Source organism: Formosa bonchosmolovskayae, assembly GCF_051016085.1.
Classification (GTDB): Bacteria; Bacteroidota; Bacteroidia; order Flavobacteriales; family Flavobacteriaceae; genus Formosa.
Map to the genome: position 1 here is coordinate 110,185 of NZ_CP174605.1, position 21,886 is coordinate 132,070.

Annotated in this window: 15 protein-coding genes; 7 read left to right on the forward strand and 8 right to left on the reverse strand. The window is 34.7% G+C overall.

What is annotated here, in order from left to right; all coding sequences use genetic code 11:
• Positions 1 to 44: 44 nt before the first annotated feature.
• The gene (locus tag ACKC83_RS00445) at positions 45 to 3,002 is read right to left on the reverse strand and encodes a DNA polymerase III subunit alpha (protein ID WP_434036633.1); all 2,958 of its coding nucleotides are present in this window, start codon (positions 3,000 to 3,002) and stop codon (positions 45 to 47) included.
• Complete coding sequence (locus ACKC83_RS00450; protein ID WP_414035465.1) at positions 3,002 to 4,216, reverse strand: DNA polymerase Y family protein; 1,215 nt, start codon at positions 4,214 to 4,216, stop codon at positions 3,002 to 3,004. The genes ACKC83_RS00445 and ACKC83_RS00450 overlap by 1 nt, the downstream gene beginning before the upstream one ends.
• Positions 4,217 to 4,323: 107 nt before the next feature.
• On the opposite strand from ACKC83_RS00450, the gene ACKC83_RS00455 reads away from it, so the two are divergent.
• From ACKC83_RS00455 to ACKC83_RS00480, 6 genes are all read left to right on the forward strand, one after another.
• Positions 4,324 to 4,560, forward strand: coding sequence for a helix-turn-helix domain-containing protein (locus ACKC83_RS00455; protein WP_434036634.1), 237 nt, complete (start codon positions 4,324 to 4,326; stop codon positions 4,558 to 4,560).
• A gap of 400 nt (positions 4,561 to 4,960) precedes the next feature.
• A complete protein-coding gene (locus ACKC83_RS00460) occupies positions 4,961 to 6,190 on the forward strand; it encodes an Nramp family divalent metal transporter (RefSeq protein ID WP_434036635.1) in 1,230 nt (409 codons plus the stop codon).
• A gap of 2 nt (positions 6,191 to 6,192) precedes the next feature.
• Positions 6,193 to 6,930 (forward strand): 5-oxoprolinase subunit PxpA, encoded by a 738-nt coding sequence (gene pxpA, locus ACKC83_RS00465; protein WP_434036636.1) that lies wholly within the window; start codon positions 6,193 to 6,195, stop codon positions 6,928 to 6,930.
• A gap of 2 nt (positions 6,931 to 6,932) precedes the next feature.
• Complete coding sequence (gene pxpB / locus ACKC83_RS00470; protein WP_434036637.1) at positions 6,933 to 7,661, forward strand: 5-oxoprolinase subunit PxpB; 729 nt, start codon at positions 6,933 to 6,935, stop codon at positions 7,659 to 7,661.
• Entirely contained in the window at positions 7,654 to 8,499 is an 846-nt protein-coding gene (locus tag ACKC83_RS00475; protein ID WP_434036638.1) for a biotin-dependent carboxyltransferase family protein, read from the forward strand. Before pxpB ends, ACKC83_RS00475 begins: the two co-directional genes overlap by 8 nt.
• A gap of 489 nt (positions 8,500 to 8,988) precedes the next feature.
• Positions 8,989 to 10,317, forward strand: coding sequence for a sodium:proton antiporter (locus ACKC83_RS00480; RefSeq protein ID WP_414035459.1), 1,329 nt, complete (start codon positions 8,989 to 8,991; stop codon positions 10,315 to 10,317).
• Positions 10,318 to 10,704: 387 nt separating this feature from the next.
• Here the strand turns inward: ACKC83_RS00480 and ACKC83_RS00485 are convergent, their stop codons facing one another.
• The 3 genes from ACKC83_RS00485 to ACKC83_RS00495 form a co-directional block, all read right to left on the reverse strand.
• Positions 10,705 to 12,852, reverse strand: coding sequence for a S46 family peptidase (locus tag ACKC83_RS00485; protein ID WP_434036639.1), 2,148 nt, complete (start codon positions 12,850 to 12,852; stop codon positions 10,705 to 10,707).
• 242 nt (positions 12,853 to 13,094) lie between these two features.
• Positions 13,095 to 14,285 (reverse strand): glycine C-acetyltransferase, encoded by a 1,191-nt coding sequence (gene kbl / locus ACKC83_RS00490; protein WP_414035457.1) that lies wholly within the window; start codon positions 14,283 to 14,285, stop codon positions 13,095 to 13,097.
• A gap of 27 nt (positions 14,286 to 14,312) precedes the next feature.
• On the reverse strand, positions 14,313 to 15,281 hold the full coding sequence (locus ACKC83_RS00495; RefSeq protein ID WP_434036640.1) for an NAD-dependent epimerase/dehydratase family protein: 969 nt from the start codon (positions 15,279 to 15,281) through the stop codon (positions 14,313 to 14,315).
• Positions 15,282 to 15,442: 161 nt separating this feature from the next.
• On the opposite strand from ACKC83_RS00495, the gene ACKC83_RS00500 reads away from it, so the two are divergent.
• Entirely contained in the window at positions 15,443 to 15,904 is a 462-nt protein-coding gene (locus ACKC83_RS00500) for an Lrp/AsnC family transcriptional regulator (RefSeq protein WP_414035455.1), read from the forward strand.
• A gap of 143 nt (positions 15,905 to 16,047) precedes the next feature.
• Here ACKC83_RS00500 and nagB read toward each other — a convergent pair whose 3' ends face one another.
• The 3 genes from nagB to ACKC83_RS00515 form a co-directional block, all read right to left on the reverse strand.
• The gene (gene nagB / locus ACKC83_RS00505; protein ID WP_414035454.1) at positions 16,048 to 17,976 is read right to left on the reverse strand and encodes a glucosamine-6-phosphate deaminase; all 1,929 of its coding nucleotides are present in this window, start codon (positions 17,974 to 17,976) and stop codon (positions 16,048 to 16,050) included.
• Between the two features lie 157 nt (positions 17,977 to 18,133).
• Positions 18,134 to 19,468, reverse strand: a complete 1,335-nt coding sequence (locus ACKC83_RS00510) for a sugar MFS transporter (RefSeq protein WP_434036641.1) — start codon at positions 19,466 to 19,468, stop codon at positions 18,134 to 18,136.
• Positions 19,469 to 19,550: 82 nt separating this feature from the next.
• Positions 19,551 to 21,812, reverse strand: a complete 2,262-nt coding sequence (locus ACKC83_RS00515; RefSeq protein ID WP_434036642.1) for a glycoside hydrolase family 3 N-terminal domain-containing protein — start codon at positions 21,810 to 21,812, stop codon at positions 19,551 to 19,553.
• Positions 21,813 to 21,886 lie beyond the last annotated feature (74 nt).

Below are 21,886 nucleotides of genomic sequence, written 5' to 3' on the forward strand. Positions count from 1 at the left end.
TATTAAGACGTGTTTAAAAGCAGAAGCTCGATCTACCAAAACTATTAATCTCCTCTAGGGTCGGGAATAACAGACAATTTCCTACTCCAAATAACATCTATACTACAAAAATCGAAATCGGATGTCACTTTGCCATAACACGCATATACACCTATTCCATGAACCGGATATTGATTAACAACTTTGGTAAAATGTACCGTATCAAAATAATGCCCATCTTGATCTGTAAACGTACAAAACCGAATACGCTTACCTTGCGAGGTGTTATGAAATCGCGTATTCACCAAAACGCCATACAATAAGACAGTCTGATTAACATGCTTATTCATGTCTTTTGCTTTAATATGAGGTTGTAAGCTTTCATTTATTAATTTAAAATAAGGACACAACGGAAAGCCTAACAATTCCATTTGGTCGTAAGCATCTTCTACAAACGAGGTATTTAAACTCGGCAAATTAAAATGTTTCTGAGCCGGTTTAAACAATTTAGATTGTATCGATTTTGATTTGTTCGCTTGACACTTAAAAATAGCTTGCCACAACAATTCCGTTTTAGGTTGTCCTGTAAACCGAAAAGCATCTATTCGAATTAAAATAGTTAGTTGCTCTATACTAATGATAACACGATCGATAAAATCGTCTAAAGATTGAAATTCGCCATTAAACTGACGCTCTGTAAGTAGGCGTTTTATAACAAGATGCTCTAAACTTCTAAGGTACCCGAATCCTAAATAAATGGTAGTCCCATTAATAACATTAGGATGATCGCTTTTATTAATACACGGAGGTTGCACATTTGCCCCACACATTTTAGCCTCGTGTATATAATGTTCTGCACTGTAAAATCCGCCACCATTATTTAATACCGCCACCATAAACTCTAACGGATAATAGCATTTTAAGTACAAACTCTGATAACTCTCGACGGCATACGATGCAGAGTGTCCTTTTGCAAACGCATAACCTGCAAAACTTTTAATCTGATTCCAAACCTCTAACGTTAAAGCATCCGGATAACCTCGTGCTTTACAATTGGCAATAAACTTTTCTTCTACAGCCACAAATTCTGTTCGCGAACGAAACTTCCCACTCATTCCACGACGCAAGACATCGGCTTCCCCTAAAGTTAAACCTGCAAACTGATTAGCAACCTTAAGTACATCTTCCTGATAGACCATTATCCCATACGTTTCGGGCATAATCTCTAATAACTTCGCATTCCCTTCTCGCCTTGTTTCTGGTTTTCGTTGGCGTCTTATAAACTCCGTTTTCATACCCGACCCAGACACACCGGGCCTAATTATAGAACTCGCAGCTACAAGTCCGATATAATCTTGCGTTTGTAATTTCTGCATCAAGCCACGCATGGCAGGAGACTCGACATAATACGCCCCTATTGCTTTCCCGCTTTTAAGAAGTGCATTAATTTTCGGGTCTCTTTTAAAATGTTCTACCTGAGTGATATCTATGGGTGGCGTTTCGGGTCTGTTATATGCAATAATCTCGATGGCTTCCTTAATTTTTGCCAAACCCCGTTGCCCTAAAATATCGAATTTAAAAATGCCTGTATCTTCAGCAATAATCATATCGAATTGTACCGTTGGAAATCCTTTTGGCGGTAAATCGGTTGCCGAATAATAATGAATAGGATGCTCTAAAATTAGAATACCGCAAGAGTGCACACTTAAATGATTAGGAAACTCTTCTATAAGCGCACCGTATTTTAGTACCAAAGCAGCCATTTCGTCGCTCTCCAACGCATGACTTTTTTCTCCTGCCAGTTTATCTATTTCTTCTTTTGGTAAGCCAAATACTTTTCCTAATTCTCGCACTACAGCACGATATTTAAAGGTATTATAAGTGGCCAATAAGGCTACATTTTTAAATCGTTTGAAAATATATTGCGTGATATCTTCTCGGTCTTTCCACGAAAAATCGATGTCGAAATCTGGTGGCGATGCCCTAAAAGGATTAATAAAACGTTCGAAATACAAATCTAGCTCGATGGGATCTACATCGGTAATACCTATAATATAGGCCACAATACTATTCGCTCCACTTCCCCGACCTACATGAATATAGCCCTGACTTTTTGAATAGGTTATAATGTCGTAATTAATTAAAAAGTACGATACAAAGTCTAGCTCTCGGATGGTTTTTAATTCTATTCGAAGGCGCTCTTTTACTTTTTCGGAAATATGACTATAGCGTTTTGAAATATGATCTTTACAAAGTTGCTCTAAATACTGATAGTCCGCATCTTTAGACGCTAAGTACGTTTGCTGATTTTGAGATATACGATGTGCTCCAAAATTGAATTGAATCTCACATTGCGCTAATAATTTCTTGGTGTTTTCAATGATAAAAGGGAATTGTTGAAAAGCATCCTCGAGCACCTTTACCGAAAGCATTTTATCCTGTTCTCTACATTCTTCCGTTTTCTGAAGTTTACTGAGTAGCGTATTATTATCAATCGCTCGCAACAATCTATGCGCATTAAAATCACGTTTATTGCGCACCGTTACTTGTTGCTGAATGACTAATTTATCTTTGAAATCTATATATTTTGAAAATGGTAATTTCCGAAGTTCTTCAACAGAAACGCCAATAAATTCATTGGTTTTAAATGTTGTTTTATTTTGTTCTAAGACCGCTTCAAACGGATAAATAATAAATGCGTTTTTAAATGCTAAAGCTTCATTTGGTATGTTTTTTTTAGAATGACTATAATCCGACAAATAACTATTCAGTTCTAAAAAACCCGCATTATTCTTAGCAATTCCAACAAATTGTTGATGCGCTCCATTTCTAAAATCAATCCCAACAATGGGTTTAATATTAAATGCTGAAGCCTTTCTAATAAAATTAAGACAAGCAGAGGTGTTATTTATATCGGTTAATGCCAAATACTCCACACCATGCTCTTTTGCTAAAGCAAGCAATTCTACTTCGGAAAATGTTCCGAATCTTAATGAATAATAGGTATGACAATTTAAATACATTACTGTTTTCTATGTGCTAAAATTACAGGTGGCTCGCCGTTAAAAGGGTTATCGAATCGGCCTATGGTTTTGGCTCCCATAGACGATGCTTTCTGAACACTAAGCTCTCCAAAACGATTACGAATCTTGTCCATCGCGTTATAAAGGTTTAACATCTGTTCGGTATCATCAAATAAATTAATCTGATAATTCCCTGTAACCAGATGACTCAGTTTAACACCAACCAACCGGATTAACAAGCGTCTTTGATATAAGGTTTCAAAAAGCTCTAAAACCTTAGGAATTATAACATGATCTGCACTAGAATATGGAATCTTAATTTGCTTAGAGTAAGTATTAAAATCTGAATATCGAATCTTCACACTTATGCACGCCGAGAGTTTATTTCCACGTCTTAACTGATAAGCCAAACTTTCGGCCATAGCAAAAATCGTGGTTCTTAACATTACCATGTCTATGGTGTCTTTTGTAAATGTGCGTTCTATAGAAATGGATTTACGCTCGTGAAACGGAATAAGTGGCGGATTATCGATGCCCAAAGCACGTTTCCAAATGGTTCTGCCATTAGCACCTAATACACTGGTTAGCATTTCGACAGGCATATTCTGAATGACGCTAATTTTATCGATGCCTAAATTGCGTAAGGTCTGATAGGTTTTATCGCCTACCGATGGAATTTTCCGAATAGACAAAGGTGCTAAAAACGATTTTTCGTAACCGTGATCAATTTGTAACTGATTGTTAGGCTTTGCTTCTCCTGTTGCGACTTTAGATACAATTTTATTAGCCGACAAACCGAACGAAATCGGTAATCCAGATTCTTTTATAATCTTAGCTCGTAATTCCGATGCATATTTATAGCACCCAAAAAAGGTATCCATACCTGTTAAATCGGCATAAAACTCGTCGATACTAGCTTTTTCAAAAATGGGTACCTGCTCCTTAATAATATCGGTAACCTGATGTGAATATTTAGAATAAATAGATGCATTGCCACGAATTACCACAGCTTCAGGACATAGGCGCCGTGCTACTTTCATAGACATGCCCGAATGTACACCAAACCGACGCGTCTCGTAACTACACGCTGCGACTACACCACGATCTCCCGTTCCACCAACAAGTAATGGACGTTTCTGTAAACGACTGTCTATTAAGCGTTCGCAAGACACAAAAAAGGTATCTAAATCTAGATGTAGTATATTTTTATTCATACCACAAAATTAGTTACATTTGCAATCAAGTATTGCTTGTATTTGTAGCAATCTAAAATTTTAACGTCTAAACAATCACTAAAAACGCTATTGAACGTACTATGACTATGATTGCTAAAAATCTAAAACATCTTAGACATTTAAAAAAACTGACTCAAGAAATACTTGCCGAAGATTTGGGTGTTACAAGGTCTCGTATAAGCTCCTACGAGGAAGGTCGCTCTGCACCTACTTTAGACTTTTTAATTACAGTCTCAGATTATTTTAAAATTCCCATAGATACGCTTTTGCGAAAAAACTTAACACTAAAAGAAAGTGCATCGCTTATTGATTATGAAAATTAATATTTGTTGTTACTAGAACGTAACGATTTTAGACAGCAATTAAATTCTTAAAAACAAGAACACTTATTGCCGTTTTACAAAAAATTAGCTTCAATATTTCTTTTTACTTTAGAAATAAAAAATAACTAAACATCTGCTATTGCTTTAAAACTCCTTTTCATATTTTAGAACACGAAAGGTTCAAGTAAAAGCCAATGAGACATTTTATTTCTCTCTTTTTAATTATTATGTAGTCATGATTAAGGTTAATTAACATTCAACTTTAATTAGAAAAAAGACGCTGATTTAGAAAACACAAAAATGTTTTTTTAAAGGGGTTTTGAATTTCTCTATGTATTACATCTTGAATACTGCATCTAAGAATTAATAAAAAGAAGACGTTTTAATCGCACAATAGCATTTGAAAAACTGGTTTAAAAATATTGGTCCAGGACCATTAGTGGCCGCCGCTTTTATAGGCCCAGGAACAGTAACTGTTTGCACCTTATCTGGAGTAGCCTTTGGGTTTTCTTTACTTTGGGCTATGGTACTATCTATACTAGCGACTATAGTTTTACAAGAAATGTCGGCAAGATTGGGCATTATTTCTCAAAAAGGCTTGTCGGAAATTATTAGAACAGAAATTAAGCATCCTGTTTTAAAAGTTTTAGCCTTAATCTTAATACTTTCTGCCATTGTTATTGGAAACGCCGCTTACGAAGCTGGCAATATTAGTGGTGGTATTTTAGGTTTAGAAGCCATTGTAGGCAAGTACAACTTAAATGTTTCGGGGTTCTCTTTAAATGTATTTAGTGTACTTATTGGAGCAATTGCTTTTTCGTTATTGTATACCGGAAATTATAAAATCTTAGAACGTGTATTGATTGCATTAGTCACCTTAATGAGTTTAGCCTTTTTATTTACAGCCATTATTACCAAACCAAATCTTTCAGACATCTTTAAAGGCGTTTTTCTTCCGCAACTATCAAAAGAAAATTTACTAACCGTAATCGCTTTAATAGGAACTACGGTGGTACCTTATAATTTATTTTTACACGCTTCTTTAGTAAAAGAAAAATGGAAAACCCCAACCGATTTAAAATACGCTAGAAAAGACACCATTATAGCTGTTGTTCTAGGCGGTATGGTTTCTATGTGTATCATGATTTCTGCCGCATCCATACAAACCTCCGAAGTACATAACGCTGTAGATTTAGCAAAAGGACTAGAACCTTTGTTTGGAAGTTTTGCGAAATATTTTCTGGCTATAGGTTTATTTGCCGCTGGCATTACAAGCGCCATTACAGCTCCATTGGCTGCCGCTTTTGTAATGAGCGGATGTTTGGGTTGGAAAGACGACATGCATACTTTTAAATTTAAAAGTGTCTGGGGAAGCATTATTATTTTAGGCGTTCTATTTTCTTCATTAGGAATAAAACCCATCGAAATCATCAAATTTGCACAAGTTACAAATGGTATCCTATTACCTGTTATCGCTGGTTTTTTAATCTGGATTATGAACAAATCATCGGTATTAGGCATTCATAAGAACACTATCAGACAAAATATTTTTGGTGGCATTATTTTAATTATCAGTATCTTGTTATCGATAGCGACCTTAAACAAGGTCTTTCAACTAAACCTATTTTAATCATGCAAACTCACATAGACATCAACGCCGATGTAGGCGAAGGCATTGGCAACGAGTCTGAACTTATGCCTCTTATTTCGTCGTGCAACATTGCTTGTGGCGGACATGCAGGCGATGTTGAAACGATGAAATCTGTGTCGTTATTAGCAAAAAAACACGGTGTAAAAATAGGAGCACATCCCTCCTTTCCTGATAGAGAAAATTTTGGAAGGCACCCTATGGATATCTCTAGTATAGCCTTATATATTTCCATCAAAAAACAAATAAAAGATTTAATTCATGTTTTAGATGCCGAGCACTTGCACCTCCACCACATTAAGCCACACGGTGCCTTGTACAATTTGGCTGCTGTAGATGAAAAAATTGCAAGTGTAATTATTGAAGTCCTAAAATGCTTAATGCTACGTGTAAAATTATACGTGCCTTACAATTCGGTTATTGCTAAACTTGCTATTGAAAATCAAATTCCGATTATATATGAAGCTTTTGCCGACAGAAATTATAATGCCGATTTAACTTTAGTTTCCAGAACAGAACCTCATGCTATAATTCATGATTCTAACACCTTGTTTGAGCATGTTTATAGTATGGTTTCGAATGAAAAAGTAAAAACTATAACAGGAGAATTAGTTACTATAAAAGCGGAAACATTTTGTATTCATGGGGACAATCCTGAAGCTTATTTGTTGATTTCTGAATTATCAAATCGGCTAGCGTCTAAAAGCATTCAAATTCGTTAATAATGAATCTAGAACGCTCGTACAAACCCTTCGGAGAACATGCTATTTTAATTGAATGGCCCAATCACATATCGAAACCTATTTTAGAAGACTTAACTCGATTTAAAAATAAAATAAAACGTTCTGAAGTAGAACACATTCGCGAAATACGTGCGGCATATCAGTCTATTTTAATCGTGTATCACTCGGTTATATCTTTTGAAAAGGAAGTCGACTTATTAAAAAACATTTACAATTCTGAAGCGATATCATCTTACAAAAAATCGAAACTTTGGAAAATCCCCGTGTGTTATGATGATGCATTTGGTTTAGATTTAGAAACCATGTCGGCTTCTAAAAACATGTCGAAAGCAGATATCATTAAGAGGCATTCTGAAGTAATATATACCGTTTACTTTATTGGTTTCCTGCCTGGTTTTATATATTTAGGTGGTTTAGACGACGCCTTAATAACGCCAAGAAAATCGACGCCAAGACCACGTATAGAAAAAGGATCTGTAGCTATTGGCGGAAACCAAACCGGCATTTACCCAAGCGATAGCCCCGGTGGGTGGAACATTATAGGAAAAACACCTGTCAACTTTTTTAATCCGAATACTAAAACACCCTGCTTTGCACAATCCAATGATTCTATTCAATTTTATCCCGTGAGTTTAAAAGAGTTTGAGAAGATTAAACTATTAGTTGATGCAGACAGTTACAAAATAGAAAGTGAGGATCGCCATGATTAAAGTTTTAAAACCAGGTTTATACGCTAGCATTCAAGATTTAGGTCGGTATGGTTTCCAGAATTATGGAGTCCCCTATTCTGGAGCAATGGATGAATATGCTTTAAAAATCGCAAATACACTTCTAGGAAATCATGAAAACGATGCTGTTATTGAAATGACCATGATTGGAGCGTCGTTACAATTTCAATGCGATACTTTAATTTGTATTTCTGGCGCAGATATGCAACCTAAAATAAATAACAAAGCCGTTTCTGCATATAAAGCATTAGAGGTAAAACAACACGATATCTTAAACTTTGGTGCTGTAAAAAAAGGATTCCGAACGTACTTCGCAGTAAAAGGCGGTATTAAGAGCGATTTAGTAATGGATAGCCGCAGTATGTATCAAGGTGTAACAGAAAGCTATTGTTTGACAAAAAACGACGAATTACCCATTGAAGCATATACTTCTAGCACCTCTAATTTAAATGCCGTATTAAAAGTAGATTTAGACTATTTGAAGCAAACGAAGCTCGCTGTTTTTAAAGGTCCAGAATTTGATTTACTTTCAGAACTACAACAACAAAAATTAGTTTCTACAGCATTTACCATTTCAAATACAAATAACCGAATGGCTTATCAGTTAGAAGAACCTTTAGAAAACGAATTACAGGCTATAATTACTTCACCTGTTATACCAGGAACAGTGCAACTAACGCCTTCAGGGAAACTTATTATATTAATGAAAGATTGCCAAGTTACAGGAGGTTACCCGAGAGTTTTACAATTAAAACATTCTAGCATTGCTATACTGTCTCAAAAACATACAGGAGAACAGTTTAGTTTTAAATGTGTATAAATAGAGTTCATTTTTAACAAAATTTTTCAATACTTATAGCAATATTTGCTTATCTCGCGTAAAAATTTCGTGTTAGCACCCGAAAATAAATATTAAATTTTCTCTTTTGCGTTTAAAAATTCATGAGACCTCCATTAAAACTCCATTTTATTTGAAAAAATAATTCAAAAAAAATTCAAAACGCACGGGGTGTACAGACAAAAATACGACACAAAATAGTGTTTTTTATAATTCTTCAATTTTGTATTATATATTGAATATCTTCAAGAACACCTTAATATATGTGATACACCTAGAAACTTAAATATTCTCAAAAATATAAGACATAATTATAAATTATATTTTATTTTATAACAAAGCTCATAAAAATTAATATTATTTCTATATATCTACAAAAAAATTAAACATTAAACAATACAATTTAGATGCGCTATAGTTGATATTTTTCATAAATTAGTGCTAATAAAATACACCCCTAAAATTTAAATTATGTTGTTAATACATGCTAGTACGGACTTAGCACAACAAATCCCCCTATGGCCATCAATCCCCTTCTTTATTATTTTATTGGCCATAGCCGTAGGACCTCTAATTGCAGAGGAGTGGTGGGAAAATAACCGAAACAAACTATTAGTTTCAGTCATTTTAAGTATTCCCACAATTTATTATTTGGTAAGTATGGGACTCACCGAACATCTTGAACATCAAATTTTAGGAGATTATGTTCCCTTTATAGTCTTATTAACAGCCTTATTTGTAATTACCGGAGGTATACATTTAAGCGGAGACATAAAAGCAAAGCCATGGGTAAATACATTATTTTTAGGCCTAGGTTACCTTTTAGCCTCATTTATGGGAACTACAGGAGCAGCTATGCTACTTATACGACCAGTAATTTCTATTAATCAGGAAAGAAAATTCACTATACATACTATTTTATTCTTTATCGCTGCTGTAGCCAATTGTGGTGGACTTTTAACACCACTTGGAGACCCACCATTACTTATGTTATACTTAAGAGGTGCAAGTTTTACATGGTTTTTTAACCTACTTCCAGAATGGGCTTTTACAGGGGCTTTACTATTAATTATTTACTATATAGTAGACTCTAAGTATTACAAAAAAGAGCCAAAAGAGAACTTGGCTGCCGATGCTAGAGAAATTGAACCTATACGACTTACAGGCGCTATGAATTTTATCTATTTATTAGGCGTAATTTTATCTGTTGCTTTTATTAACCATGATGTTATTCCTGATATGGCTCAAGCAGACGCTCCGTTTTGGCTTAAGCATTTGCGTGAAATCATTCTAGTCGCTTTAACTGCAATCGCTTACTTTACGACACCGCAAATAACACGTGAAAAAAACAAATTTTCATGGGGTCCTATTTTTGAGGTTGCCGTTGTATTCATAGGGATATTTATAACCATGACGCCAACCCTAATTTATTTAAAGCAAAATGCTCCAGGTATGGGACTTACAGAAGCATGGCAATTTTATTATTCTACAGGATTTCTTAGTGCATTCTTAGACAATACGCCTACAGCAGTAGCTTTTCATAGTGTAGCGTCTAGTATTCCTATTGCAGATAATGTAGCAGTTGTTGCGAACGTAGCAGAGCACATTCTAAAAGCCATTGCAACAAGTGCGGTGTTCTTTGGAGCTTTAACATACATTGGAAATGGTCCAAACTTTATGGTAAAATCTATTGCTGAAGATCACGGTATTAAAATGCCTAGTTTCTTTGGTTATATGTTTAAATTTTCATTGATTGTTTTATTACCGATATACATTTTAACACAGTTACTTTTTATATAAAACAACTGGATTTTATTAAATAAATAGATCCACCACATTTAATCTTTAAAAGAAAAAATCCCCGTAATAATTATATTACGGGGATTTTTAGTTTGAGCAAGTATCTACTGCTTCAATCTGTTTTTTCTAGCGTTTATGAAGCGATAAATCTTACCAATTTACTATTACAATATTTACGCTATAATGAGAATCCAATGCATAAAATAACAGTTATAAATTCGCACAAAAAAATATCAGCAAGGTTATAGATAGGTCGTTACGAGATCCTGTTAGAAAAGGAATTATACGCCTTAATTAAGTGCATAACATTTTTCTTGGTCCGAGACTATTTAACAAAAAAAGCGACCTAAATTTAGGTCGCTTATGCATATAATAGCTACAATTATTCTATTTACTAATAATGGTTAACTCGTCTACAATGTGTTTAGCATTAGAGTATTTATCGATTAGCCAAAGTACATATCTAATATCGACATTAATGGTACGTTGTAAATCTGAATCGAAAATAACATCTCCCGCCATAGCTTCAATATTTCCATCGAACGCTAATCCAATTAATTCTCCTTTTCCGTTTATAACTGGAGATCCTGAGTTTCCTCCTGTAATATCGTTATCGGTTAAAAAGTTTACAGGAAGTTGCCCGTATTCATTCGCATAACGTCCGTAATCCTTCTTTTCGTAGATATCCAACATGCTTTGCTCTAAATCGAATTCAGGGTCGTTAGGCTTATATTTATTAATCATCCCCTTAAACGTCGTATAATTATTTTCGTTAGCATCGTTTCTAGAATCTGCAGGTAAAGCTCTCACTTTTCCATAACTTAAACGTAAGGTAGAATTGGCATCTGGATATTGTATTTCACTTAAACCAGACTCGCGTAAACCTGCAACCAACAATCTATACGACGCTTGAAAGTCGTTTTCTACGGATACTAAATGCTCTGGATTTTCTCTATATTTTTCTAATAACTGACCAGATAAAATATACAACGGATCGTTATTTAATACGGTAACATCTGGATTTTTAAGAAAAGCTTCTACCTTTTCTTGAGACGTAAAGATACTCTTCTCAAAACTCGCATCGATATAGGCCGTAAAATCGTTATTGTTTTCTTTTCCTATTTCTGAAACAATTTCCGGAAGCGGATAATTAGATTTCGAAGCATACAAACCCAATTGCTTAGCATATACTTCTTTTTCTAAAGGCAAGTAGAAATCTTTATAACCACCAGCGATAGACTCCTCTAATTTAGGTAGTAATTCGGCTTGCTTTGCGTCATTCTGACTTGCGTAATACTCTAACCCTTTTCCTAAACTATAAGGCAAACTCGATAGCTTACTAGAACGTAACATACCGAATAAGTAATTCCCTTGTTTTGCTTTCTCATTCGTTAAGTCGTAGTAGTTATTTATATTTTCAATAACATCTCCATAAGTATCTCTATTTTTTTTCTTGTTGGCCCACTTTGCAAATTTCTTCTCGGTTTTGCGTTTGGTTTCAACAGTTTTATGAGCTGTTAAGGCATCAATCATGCCTTGTCTGTTTTTCCAGTAGTTAGCAATTCCTGCATATTTAGACGCATAAATTAGATTAACCTCTTCACTTTCATCCATGTATTTTTTATACACATCCATGCTTAGTTTTGAACTTTCTACCCAAGCAGGATACGCATATTTTACATTTTGCTCTACTCCTGAAGCTGGCATCCAACGGTTAGTACGACCAGGATATCCTAAAATCATGGCAAAATCGTTTTCTTTTACTCCATCGATATTTACAGGTAAATGATATTTAGCTTTTAAAGGCACATTGGCTTTCGAATATTCTGCAGGCTCGCCGTCTTCGTTGGCGTATACTCTAAATAACGAAAAATCTCCGGTGTGTCTTGGCCACTCCCAGTTATCTGTATCTCCACCAAATTTACCCACACTTTCCGGTGGCGTTCCTACTAAGCGCACATCGTTATAATCTTCGTAAACAAAATAATAATATTCGTTACCTTGGTAAAACGAACGTACAGAAACGGTGTATTTACCACCTTCATTATTTTCTGCTTCAATTTTAGCAATCTCTTTGTTTATAATAGCTTCACGTTCTTTTTCGCTCATTGTGTCGTTAACCAATGATAAGATACGTTTAGACACATCGTCCATTCTTACAAAAAAACGTACATATAAGCTTTCTGGCTTCATTTCAGCTTCCTGAGAATCTGCCCAAAATCCATTCTTTAAATGATTTTGTTCTGCTGTCGATAATTCGGCAATAGCACTATACCCACAATGGTGATTTGTTAAAACCAGTCCGCTATCAGAAATAATACTCGCTGTACAACCTCCGTTAAACTGCACAATGGCATCTTTTAAACTCTGGTTGTTAATACTATAAATCTCTTCGGGTGTTAACTGCAATCCCATTTTTTGCATATCGCGATAATTTAAACGCTCGATATGCATTAAAAACCACATCCCTTCATTTGCCATTGCAGAGGGCAAAGACAGGATAAAAGCAATAATTAAAAGTCCTACTTTCTTCATGTTTTGTTTATTTTGAATCAAGTTATAAAAATACAGAATTTTAAGGTATTGATTATTAAGGCGCTTCATTTTAAGCTTTTAATAATAAAACACAAGAAACCCTTCTATATCTTTAAAAAATTAATAAATTTTCTAAACTATAGAAGGGTTTTAAAATGAATTTTAAACTGTAGTTTTCTAATAAACACACCTTAGATATTACTAAGGTGTTCCGAGAAATTAAATGAGTTTATATATTAAAATTACGAAATCACATTTAAAGATTTTCCTACTTTAATAAAGGCTTCAATCGCTTTATCTAAATGGTGACGTTTATGTCCCGCAGATAATTGCACACGAATTCTTGCTTTTCCTTTTGGTACTACTGGGTAAAAGAATCCGATAACATAAATACCTTCCTCTAGAAGTTTTGCAGCGAATTCCTGTGCTAACGGAGCTTCTTCCAACATAACAGGAACTATAGGGTGATCTCCTGGCAGAATATTAAATCCTGCTTCGGTCATTTTTTTTCTAAAATACAAGGTATTTTCTTCTAACGTATCTCTTAGTGCTGTAGAAGTTGTTAGAATATCTAATACTTTTATTGAAGCTCCAACAATTGATGGCGCTACAGTATTAGAAAACAAGTAAGGTCGTGATTTCTGACGTAAAATATCTACGATCTCTTTTCTTGCCGCTGTAAATCCTCCAGAAGCACCCCCTAAAGCCTTACCATAGGTTCCTGTAATAATATCTACACGATCCATAACATTATGATATTCGTGCGTACCACGCCCTGTTTTACCTAAAAAACCAGTAGAGTGACATTCGTCTATCATAACCAATGCATCATACTTATCGGCTAAATCACAAATTTTATCTAATTGAGCGATAGTACCATCCATAGAGAAAGAACCATCTGTTACAATTAACTTACGTCTAGAACCTTCTGCATCTTGTAATTGCTTTTCTAAATCTTGCATGTCGTTATGCGAATATCTAAAGCGTTTTGCTTTACATAAACGAATTCCATCAATAATAGAAGCATGATTTAAAGCATCTGAAATAATGGCATCTTCTGCAGTTAATAGAGGCTCGAAAATACCACCATTAGCATCGAAAGCTGCCGCGTATAATATACAGTCTTCCATTCCTAAGAAAGCCGCTGTTTTTTCTTCTAATATCTTATGAATATCTTGAGTTCCGCAAATAAAACGTACCGAAGACATTCCGAAACCATGAGAATCTATTGTTTTTTTACTGGCTTCTAAAACATCTGGATGCGAGGATAATCCTAAATAATTGTTTGCACAAAAATTAATAACATCATTCACTTCTGTTGTCGAAATTTCTGCACTTTGTGGTGTTGTTATTACACGCTCTCTTTTATATAAACCTTCTTCTTTTAAAGTTTGTATTTCTGCTTGTAAGTCGTTTTTTATATTTGAATACATAATTTTTATTTTTTGTAGGTGTATTAATTAGGCTTGTATTAAACTATAATAAATCTTTAATTCTTTAATCATTGTTTTGGTTATGGCTTCCAAATCGTATTCTGGTTTCCATCCCCATTCTGCTCTTGCAGATGAATCGTCGATAGATTTTGGCCATTTATCTGCTATATGCTGTCTAAAGTCTGGTGTGTAATTTACTTTAAAATCTGGATATGTTTTTAAAATTTCTGCTGTAACTTCTGAAGGCGAAAAACTTACTCCTGCAATATTGTAAGACGTTCTTGTTTTTATAGCTTCTTTAGGCGCATCCATTAACTCTATGGTAGCACGAATCACATCTTCCATAAAAATCATAGGTAAGGTACTATCCGCCTTTAAGAAACAATCGAAAGTTTCTCCTAAAACTGCTTTATGATAAATATCTACAGCGTAATCTGTAGTTCCTCCTCCTGGTAAGGACTGGTATCCAATAACTCCAGGATAACGAATAGAACGGACATCTAAACCATATCTTAAGAAATAATATTGCGCCCAATTTTCTCCAGAGGCTTTACTTATACCGTAAACCGTAGCCGGATCTAAATACGCATTGTTTGGCGTAGATTCTTTATCTGCTCCGTCTCCAAATACCGCAATAGAACTTGGATAAAATACTTTCTCTATATTATTTAGTCGGGCTACTTCAAAAACATTAAACATTGTTTTCATATTAATATCCCAAGTTTGCAATGGGATTTCTTCCCCTTTTGCAGACAATATAGCCGCTAAGTGATAAATCTGAGTCACTTTATAAGTTGTAACAACCTCCTGAATACGTTCAAAATTAGTAGCATCAATAATCTCAAAGATTCCTTGATATCCTTCTTTTGTTCTTAAATCTGAAGCCACCACATTATCCATCCCAAATTTGTCCTGCAATGATTTTACTAAAACAGAACCTAATTGGCCATTTGCACCTATAACTAAAACTACTGTATTCATATCATAATTATTCATAAGCCTAAGCTTAATTTACTTACAAAGTTATAATTTGTGATGTTTTTAAAGAAATATTAAGCCTTATTAAGTAATAATTACTTACAAACACACTTAATTAAACTATTTTTACTTTTGAAGACTATTAAAGAATATAATAACAGTAATTTTTAGTTTAAATTATGGAACCATTAGATGAGATTGACACTACTATTTTAAGAATTTTACAAAAGGATTCTAAAAAAACAGCCAAGGAAATAGCGAATAAATTAAACATGACAGCTTCTCCTGTATACGAACGTATCCGACGATTAGAGAAGCAAGGCTTTATAAAAAAGTATGTTGCCATTCTAGACAAAAAACTAATCGATAGATCTGTGACCACCATTTGCCAAGTATCGATGCGTTACCATAACGAAGCTTTTATTGAAAGTTTCGAAGAACAAATTCAGAATCTTGAAGAAGTTCAAGAATGCTACCATATGGCTGGTGAAGTCGATTTTATTCTAAAAATAAATACCAAAGGACTAGAAGATTATCACAATTTTGTAAAATACAAATTGTCTAAAATTGAAAATATAGGCGTTTTAAACAGTACGTTTGTTTTGAAGGATATTAAGCAAACTTCAGAATTTTATATTTAAGAGCTATGCAAGCGCTTCTTTTTGATATTAGATCGTTTTACAATTAATATAACGTTTTAATAACAGAGCTAACGTCTATTTTTACAACATAAAAAAAGGGTAATTAAACATGATTTAATTACCCTTTTTAATTATAATTTATTTTAAAAATGCCATCTTACAAAAGCTTCCATGGCCGCATAATGCGCCAATCCTAATTGATGATAAACTTCGGCCGTTTCCTTATTCCTATCTTCTGCACGTTGCCAAAATTCTCTACTGTCTGTTCCTAAAAACACCACACCATCTTTTTGAGATTGATGTTTAAAAATACCATGACGTTTATCTAGAACCTGATCTGGACTCATTGGTACTGCCATTTCAATTTCATCGACACCCCATTCTTGCCATGCACCACGGTATAACCACACCCAACAGTCGTCCATATACTTTTTAGGCTTCAGTTCTTTTACTGCTCTAAAAATAGCATCTAAACACACTTTGTGAGTTCCATGCGGATCGGCTAAATCGCCTGCAGCATAAATTTGATGTGGTTTAATTTTATCGATAAGATCCATTGTTATTTTAATATCCTCGTCTCCTAAAGGCATTTTCTCTATAGCTCCCGTTTCATAAAATGGTAATTCCATAAAATGAATATGAGTATCGTCTAGACCTATAAAATGAGATGCCGCTTGTGCTTCTCCCTTTCTAATTAAACCTTTAATATGTCTCACTTCAGGAATATCTATTTCGCTTCCTTTTTTATTATGAAGAAAATCTAAGGCTTTCTTAAAAATATTTTCGGCCTCTACATTTTTAATTCCAAATTTGTCGTTATAATCGCAAACAAAGGCTGCAAAACGTAAAGCTTCAGCGTCGGACACAGCAATGTTCCCAGAAGTTTGGTATCCGATATGCACATCATGACCTTGTTCTTGTAAACGTTTAAATGTTCCTCCCATGCTAATCACATCATCGTCTGGATGCGGACTAAAAATAAGGACACGTTTTTTAGAAGGTTCTGCACGCTCCGGACGTTTAGAATCGTCGGCGTTTGGTTTTCCTCCAGGCCAACCTGTAATTGTATTCTGTAATCTGTTAAATATTTTTATGTTTATATCGTATGCCGGACCTGAATCTGCTAATAAATCGCTCATACCGTTTTCAATATAATCGGCATCGGTAAGCATCAGTATAGGTTTCTTTAAATGTTGCGCTAAACCTAAAACCGCTTTTCTTATTAGCTTATCTGTCCACTCTATTTTTTCGACTAACCAAGGTGTGTTTACACGTGTTAATTTAGACGATGCTTCTTTATCTAAAACAAACGTAACATTGCCATGTTCCTGTAAAAAAGATGCAGGCACTAAGTTGGTCACTTGCCCCTCTACAGACTGTTTTATTATATTAGACTTACCTTCTCCCCAAGCCATTAAAATAACGCGTTGGGCTTCCATAATCACTTTTACACCTAAGGTAATTGCCGTTCTTGGCGTATTGTTTAATCCTAAGAAATCACTACTGGCTGCCACTCTTGTAATATGATCTAGAGCGACTAATCTGGTTTTAGAGTTTTGTAACGATCCTGATTCGTTAAAACCAATATGTCCGTTCCCTCCAATACCCAGAATTTGTAAATCGATACCACCTAATGCTTCAATCTTAGCTTCGTATGCTGTACAATAATTTGCAATTTCTTCTTTAGATAATGTCCCGTCTGGAACGTGACAATTCTCTGGTAAAATATCGACATGATTAAATAACAATTCATTCATAAATCGCACATAGCTATTTACAGAATCTGGTTGCATTGGATAATATTCGTCAAGATTAAAAGAAATTACGTTTTTAAAACTCAACCCTTCTTCTTTGTGTAATCTAACTAATTCCGAATACAAACCTTTTGGAGAAGACCCTGTTGCAAGGCCTAAAATACATGGCTGTTTCTGAGATTGTTTAACCCGAATTAAATCGGCAATTTCCTTAGCAACAGCCTTAGACCCTGAAGTAGAATTTTCATAAACTACAGTTCCAATATTTTCAAATCTTTTTTCAAAACCTGTTGCTTTGTCAATCTTACTATTTAGCATAATATTTTATTTAATTTTTAGTATTAGAAAATGATCTAATATTTATTTCGTGTAATAGGTTGTTTTATCTTTTGGTGATATACCTTTTAACCATTATTTTAAACGTGAAATAACAGTATTAATCCCTGCTTTAGTTTAACTAGTAATGAAAAAATCATTAACTCTTTTTAGTCCAACTCTTGTATTTATGTCCCCATAAGGCAAAAAACAGAATAAAGGCGTAACATGGAATTAATATCCAATAACTACTTGTTGCCGCCTGAGACAAGGCTTCCGACTCTGCCATACCACTCAATACCAAATCTGCTTTATTCATATCTACCAATTTCCCGTATAATGGCGGAATAATTGCTCCCCCAGATATTGCCATAACCAGTAAAGCTGAAGCTGTTTTAGTGAATTTACCTAAGCCTTCTAAAGTTAATGGCCAAACTGCTGGCCAAACTAAAGCATTCGAGATTCCTAAGGCTGCAACAAATAATACAGACACTAATCCCGAAGACATAAGTATACAACAGCTAAATACTATTCCTAAGACGGCACTAATAATTAGTGCTGTTTTCTGTTTTAAATATTTAGGAATTAAAACCACACCTAGAGCATACGTTAAGACCATGGCTAATAAGGTATAAGCTGTAAAAGATTTTGCTTCTTCAGAAGAAAACCCTAACGATATTCCGTAAGAAATAATAGTATCCCCAGCAATAACCTCTGCCCCTACATAAAAGAATAAGGTAATTACCCCTAACCATAGATGCGGAAATTGGAATACACTTGTCTTTTGATCCTTTACATCTGCCGTGATATCATCTTCCGGCACTTCGATATCCGGAAGTGGGGCTTTTCTAATTAACACCCCCAATACAGCTAAAACAATAGCCATTACAATATATGGTGTAACCACACTATCTGCCATAGTATTTAGCAATTGGTCTTTTTCAGCTAAAGAAACCGTAGCTAATTTATCTTTAACCTCGTCGATTCCAGAAAGTAAAATGGCTCCAAAAATTATAGATCCTAAAGCTCCTGCAACTTTATTTGCAATTCCCATAATAGCGATACGTTTCGCCGCACTATCTATTGGACCAAGAATGGTGATGTAAGGATTGGAAGCCGTTTGTAACAACGTCATTCCCATACCTTGAACAAAAATACCCGTTAAAAACAACCAATATGTTCTGGCTTCTGCCGCGGGAATAAAAATTAAGGCCCCTATAGCCATAACAAATAAACCTAAAGACATCCCTTTTTTATACCCTATTTTATCCAGAATGTAAGACGCAGGAAGCGCCATCACAACAAATGAAATATACGATGCCGATGCCACTAAATACGATTGAGCATCTGTAAGTTCGTTAATGGTTTTCATAAACGGAATAAGGGCACCGTTAATCCAAGTTACAAATCCAAAAATAAAAAATAGTGCCGCAATAATTGCAATCGCTATTTTATTTGAATTTTTATTGGTTACTGTTTCTGCTACATTAGACATGCTTTTTTACGGGGTTTTAGAGCGTTAATAGTTTTAAAATGCTTACCACAATTAGGCAAGTCTTTTTGTTTATATTTTTATCTTATTTATTAAGTCTGAATTCACCTTTAAGTCCTTCGTTAGACGAAGTCCCTATCATCACTGTATAATTTCCAGATTCTAAAATTTTATCCATAGAAATTCCAGTAAATTCTAACATTTTAGGTGTGATGGAAAACGTAACCGTTTTTGTCTCTCCGGGGTTTAATTCAATTTTATTAAAACCTTTTAATTCTTTATCTGGTCTAAGCACAGAACCTACTTGATCTTTTATGTACAACTGAACAACTTCTTTAGCTTTAAAAGTTCCAGCATTAGTTATCTCTACACTAACATCTATTGTGCTTGTAGCAGACATTGTTGGACGCGATAATTTTAAATTAGCATATTTAAAAGTCGAATAACTTAAGCCATATCCAAACGGATAAAGAGGCCCATTCTCCATAAATAAATATCCTTTTTTATTGTTTATTTCTTTACCGCTATAGTGAAATGGTAATTGACCGATAGATCTTGGAATTGTAACTGGAGATTTTCCTGAAGGAGAGACTTCTCCGAAAATAACTTTTGCCATAGAATTATCGCCAAATTCACTTAAATCCCATCCATCTAATATCGCGTCGGCTTGTTCCGAAATTGTATTTATAGATAACGTTCTTCTGTGTTGTAAAACCACTATAGTCGGTTTTCCTAAAGCCTTAATTTTTGTTATTAACTCATCTTGACCACCAACAGGATCTATAGAAGCTCTATCTCCTAAAGCACTACCAAAAAAGGCTTCTTTAGACGTAAAACCATCTCCGCCTAAGAAAAGTACAACCACATCCGATGTTTTCGCTATTTCTACTAATTTGTCTATTCCAGCTTCATTATCTGTGCTTAATGACGGAATTCCTCTTTTTTCGTTTGTTAATTTAAAACCTGTTTCTGCAACAAATGTATTTTTGTTCCCTGAAATAGATTCGAAAGCCGCTTTTGTCTTTATAGTAACTCTTGGTCCTAAAAGCGCAATTTTTTTCTTACTTCCTTTAGCTAAAGGAAGGGTTTGATTTTCATTTTTTAATAAGATTATCGATTCTAAGTCGGCTTCTTGAGCTAATGCTAAAGACGATTTACTTCTCACATTTTTTTCGACTGTATCGATATCTATATAAGGATTATCAAAAAGTCCTAAGATAAATTTAGTTCGTAACACACGTCGCGTAGCTTCATCGATCATAGGCACAATCTCTGGGTGTGTTTTTACTATCTCTGGTAAAAGTCCGTATGCATCTTCAGAATATAAATCGACATCCATACCTGCCGTAAGTCCCATTATAGCCGCTGCTTCTTTAGATTCTGCCACTTTCATAAATGAATATAAACGCGCAATATCGTTAGCGTCTGATACGACATAACCATTAAAACCCCATTCATTTTTTAAAACTCCATTAATAAGAGCAGGATTACCATGACTTGCAACACCGTTAATGTCGGCATGCGACGCCATAACTCCTAAAGTTCTAGCCTCTTTTACAGCTGCTTCGAAGGGCGGATAAATTTCATCGATAAGTGTTCTAGGAGAAATCTCGACTGCTGCGAAATTGGTACCCCCTAAAACTTGACCGTAGCCTGCAAAATGTTTCACCACTGCTCCGATATGCGTTCCATGACCAAGACCATCATAATTACCTTGAACACCTTTTATAGCGCTCGTAACCATTTGAGTTGTTAAGTACGTATCCTCACCAAAAGCTTCACTCATTCTACCAAAACGCGGATCGCGAACAATATCTGCTTCCGGAGAATGACACATATGCATTCCTCTTAAACGCGCTTCGCGACCAACAACATCCCATAAACGATTTACCAAACTAGGATTGAAAGACGCTGCAGAAGTGATTGGTCTTCCAAAAACAGTATTCCCTTCGGCATCTACCCCATTATAAGATTCTGTAACAAAAAGCGCAGGAATTCCCCAACGGTTATGCTCAATAATATATTTTTGAAGTTCATTATTTAGTTTTGCTGATTCTAGCGGACTAAGACTTTCGCCTGGATTTTTAATACCTGCAATTCCTAATTTTAATTTTTCGACAACATTATCTGAAAGTTTTAAATGACCATCTTTATCCGCTCCAATACCAATATTTGCATGAAAAATTCGCATCTGTGCTACCTTCTCTTCCAACGACATTAAGGGTAATAAGGCATCAATTCTTTTTTCTATAGATACAGAAGGATCTTTATAAATTTTAGAATTGGACTGCCCGTAAGAGCTTACCGCAAGGGTTAGAGTTAAGGATAAAAAAAGTATTTTTTTCATTATTATGTTTTAATCTATTAAGGTCTTTAAGGTGGCCTACACGCTAAGACCGTATATTTTTGACTTTAAAAAAA

Bases quoted from the DNA above. Each gene is read 5' to 3' on its own strand.
- pxpA (WP_434036636.1), top strand. From the start codon at position 6,193: ATGCAAACTCACATAGACATCAACGCCGATGTAGGCGAAGGCATTGGC.
- ACKC83_RS00495 (WP_434036640.1), bottom strand. From the start codon at position 15,281: ATGAATAATTATGATATGAATACAGTAGTTTTAGTTATAGGTGCAAAT.
- ACKC83_RS00500 (WP_414035455.1), top strand. From the start codon at position 15,443: ATGGAACCATTAGATGAGATTGACACTACTATTTTAAGAATTTTACAA.
- nagB (WP_414035454.1), bottom strand. From the start codon at position 17,976: ATGCTAAATAGTAAGATTGACAAAGCAACAGGTTTTGAAAAAAGATTT.
- ACKC83_RS00455 (WP_434036634.1), top strand. From the start codon at position 4,324: ATGATTGCTAAAAATCTAAAACATCTTAGACATTTAAAAAAACTGACT.
- ACKC83_RS00450 (WP_414035465.1), bottom strand. From the start codon at position 4,216: ATGAATAAAAATATACTACATCTAGATTTAGATACCTTTTTTGTGTCT.
- ACKC83_RS00485 (WP_434036639.1), bottom strand. From the start codon at position 12,852: ATGAAGAAAGTAGGACTTTTAATTATTGCTTTTATCCTGTCTTTGCCC.
- kbl (WP_414035457.1), bottom strand. From the start codon at position 14,285: ATGTATTCAAATATAAAAAACGACTTACAAGCAGAAATACAAACTTTA.
- ACKC83_RS00510 (WP_434036641.1), bottom strand. From the start codon at position 19,468: ATGTCTAATGTAGCAGAAACAGTAACCAATAAAAATTCAAATAAAATA.
- ACKC83_RS00480 (WP_414035459.1), top strand. From the start codon at position 8,989: ATGTTGTTAATACATGCTAGTACGGACTTAGCACAACAAATCCCCCTA.
- ACKC83_RS00515 (WP_434036642.1), bottom strand. From the start codon at position 21,812: ATGAAAAAAATACTTTTTTTATCCTTAACTCTAACCCTTGCGGTAAGC.
- ACKC83_RS00475 (WP_434036638.1), top strand. From the start codon at position 7,654: ATGATTAAAGTTTTAAAACCAGGTTTATACGCTAGCATTCAAGATTTA.
- pxpB (WP_434036637.1), top strand. From the start codon at position 6,933: ATGAATCTAGAACGCTCGTACAAACCCTTCGGAGAACATGCTATTTTA.
- ACKC83_RS00445 (WP_434036633.1), bottom strand. From the start codon at position 3,002: ATGTATTTAAATTGTCATACCTATTATTCATTAAGATTCGGAACATTT.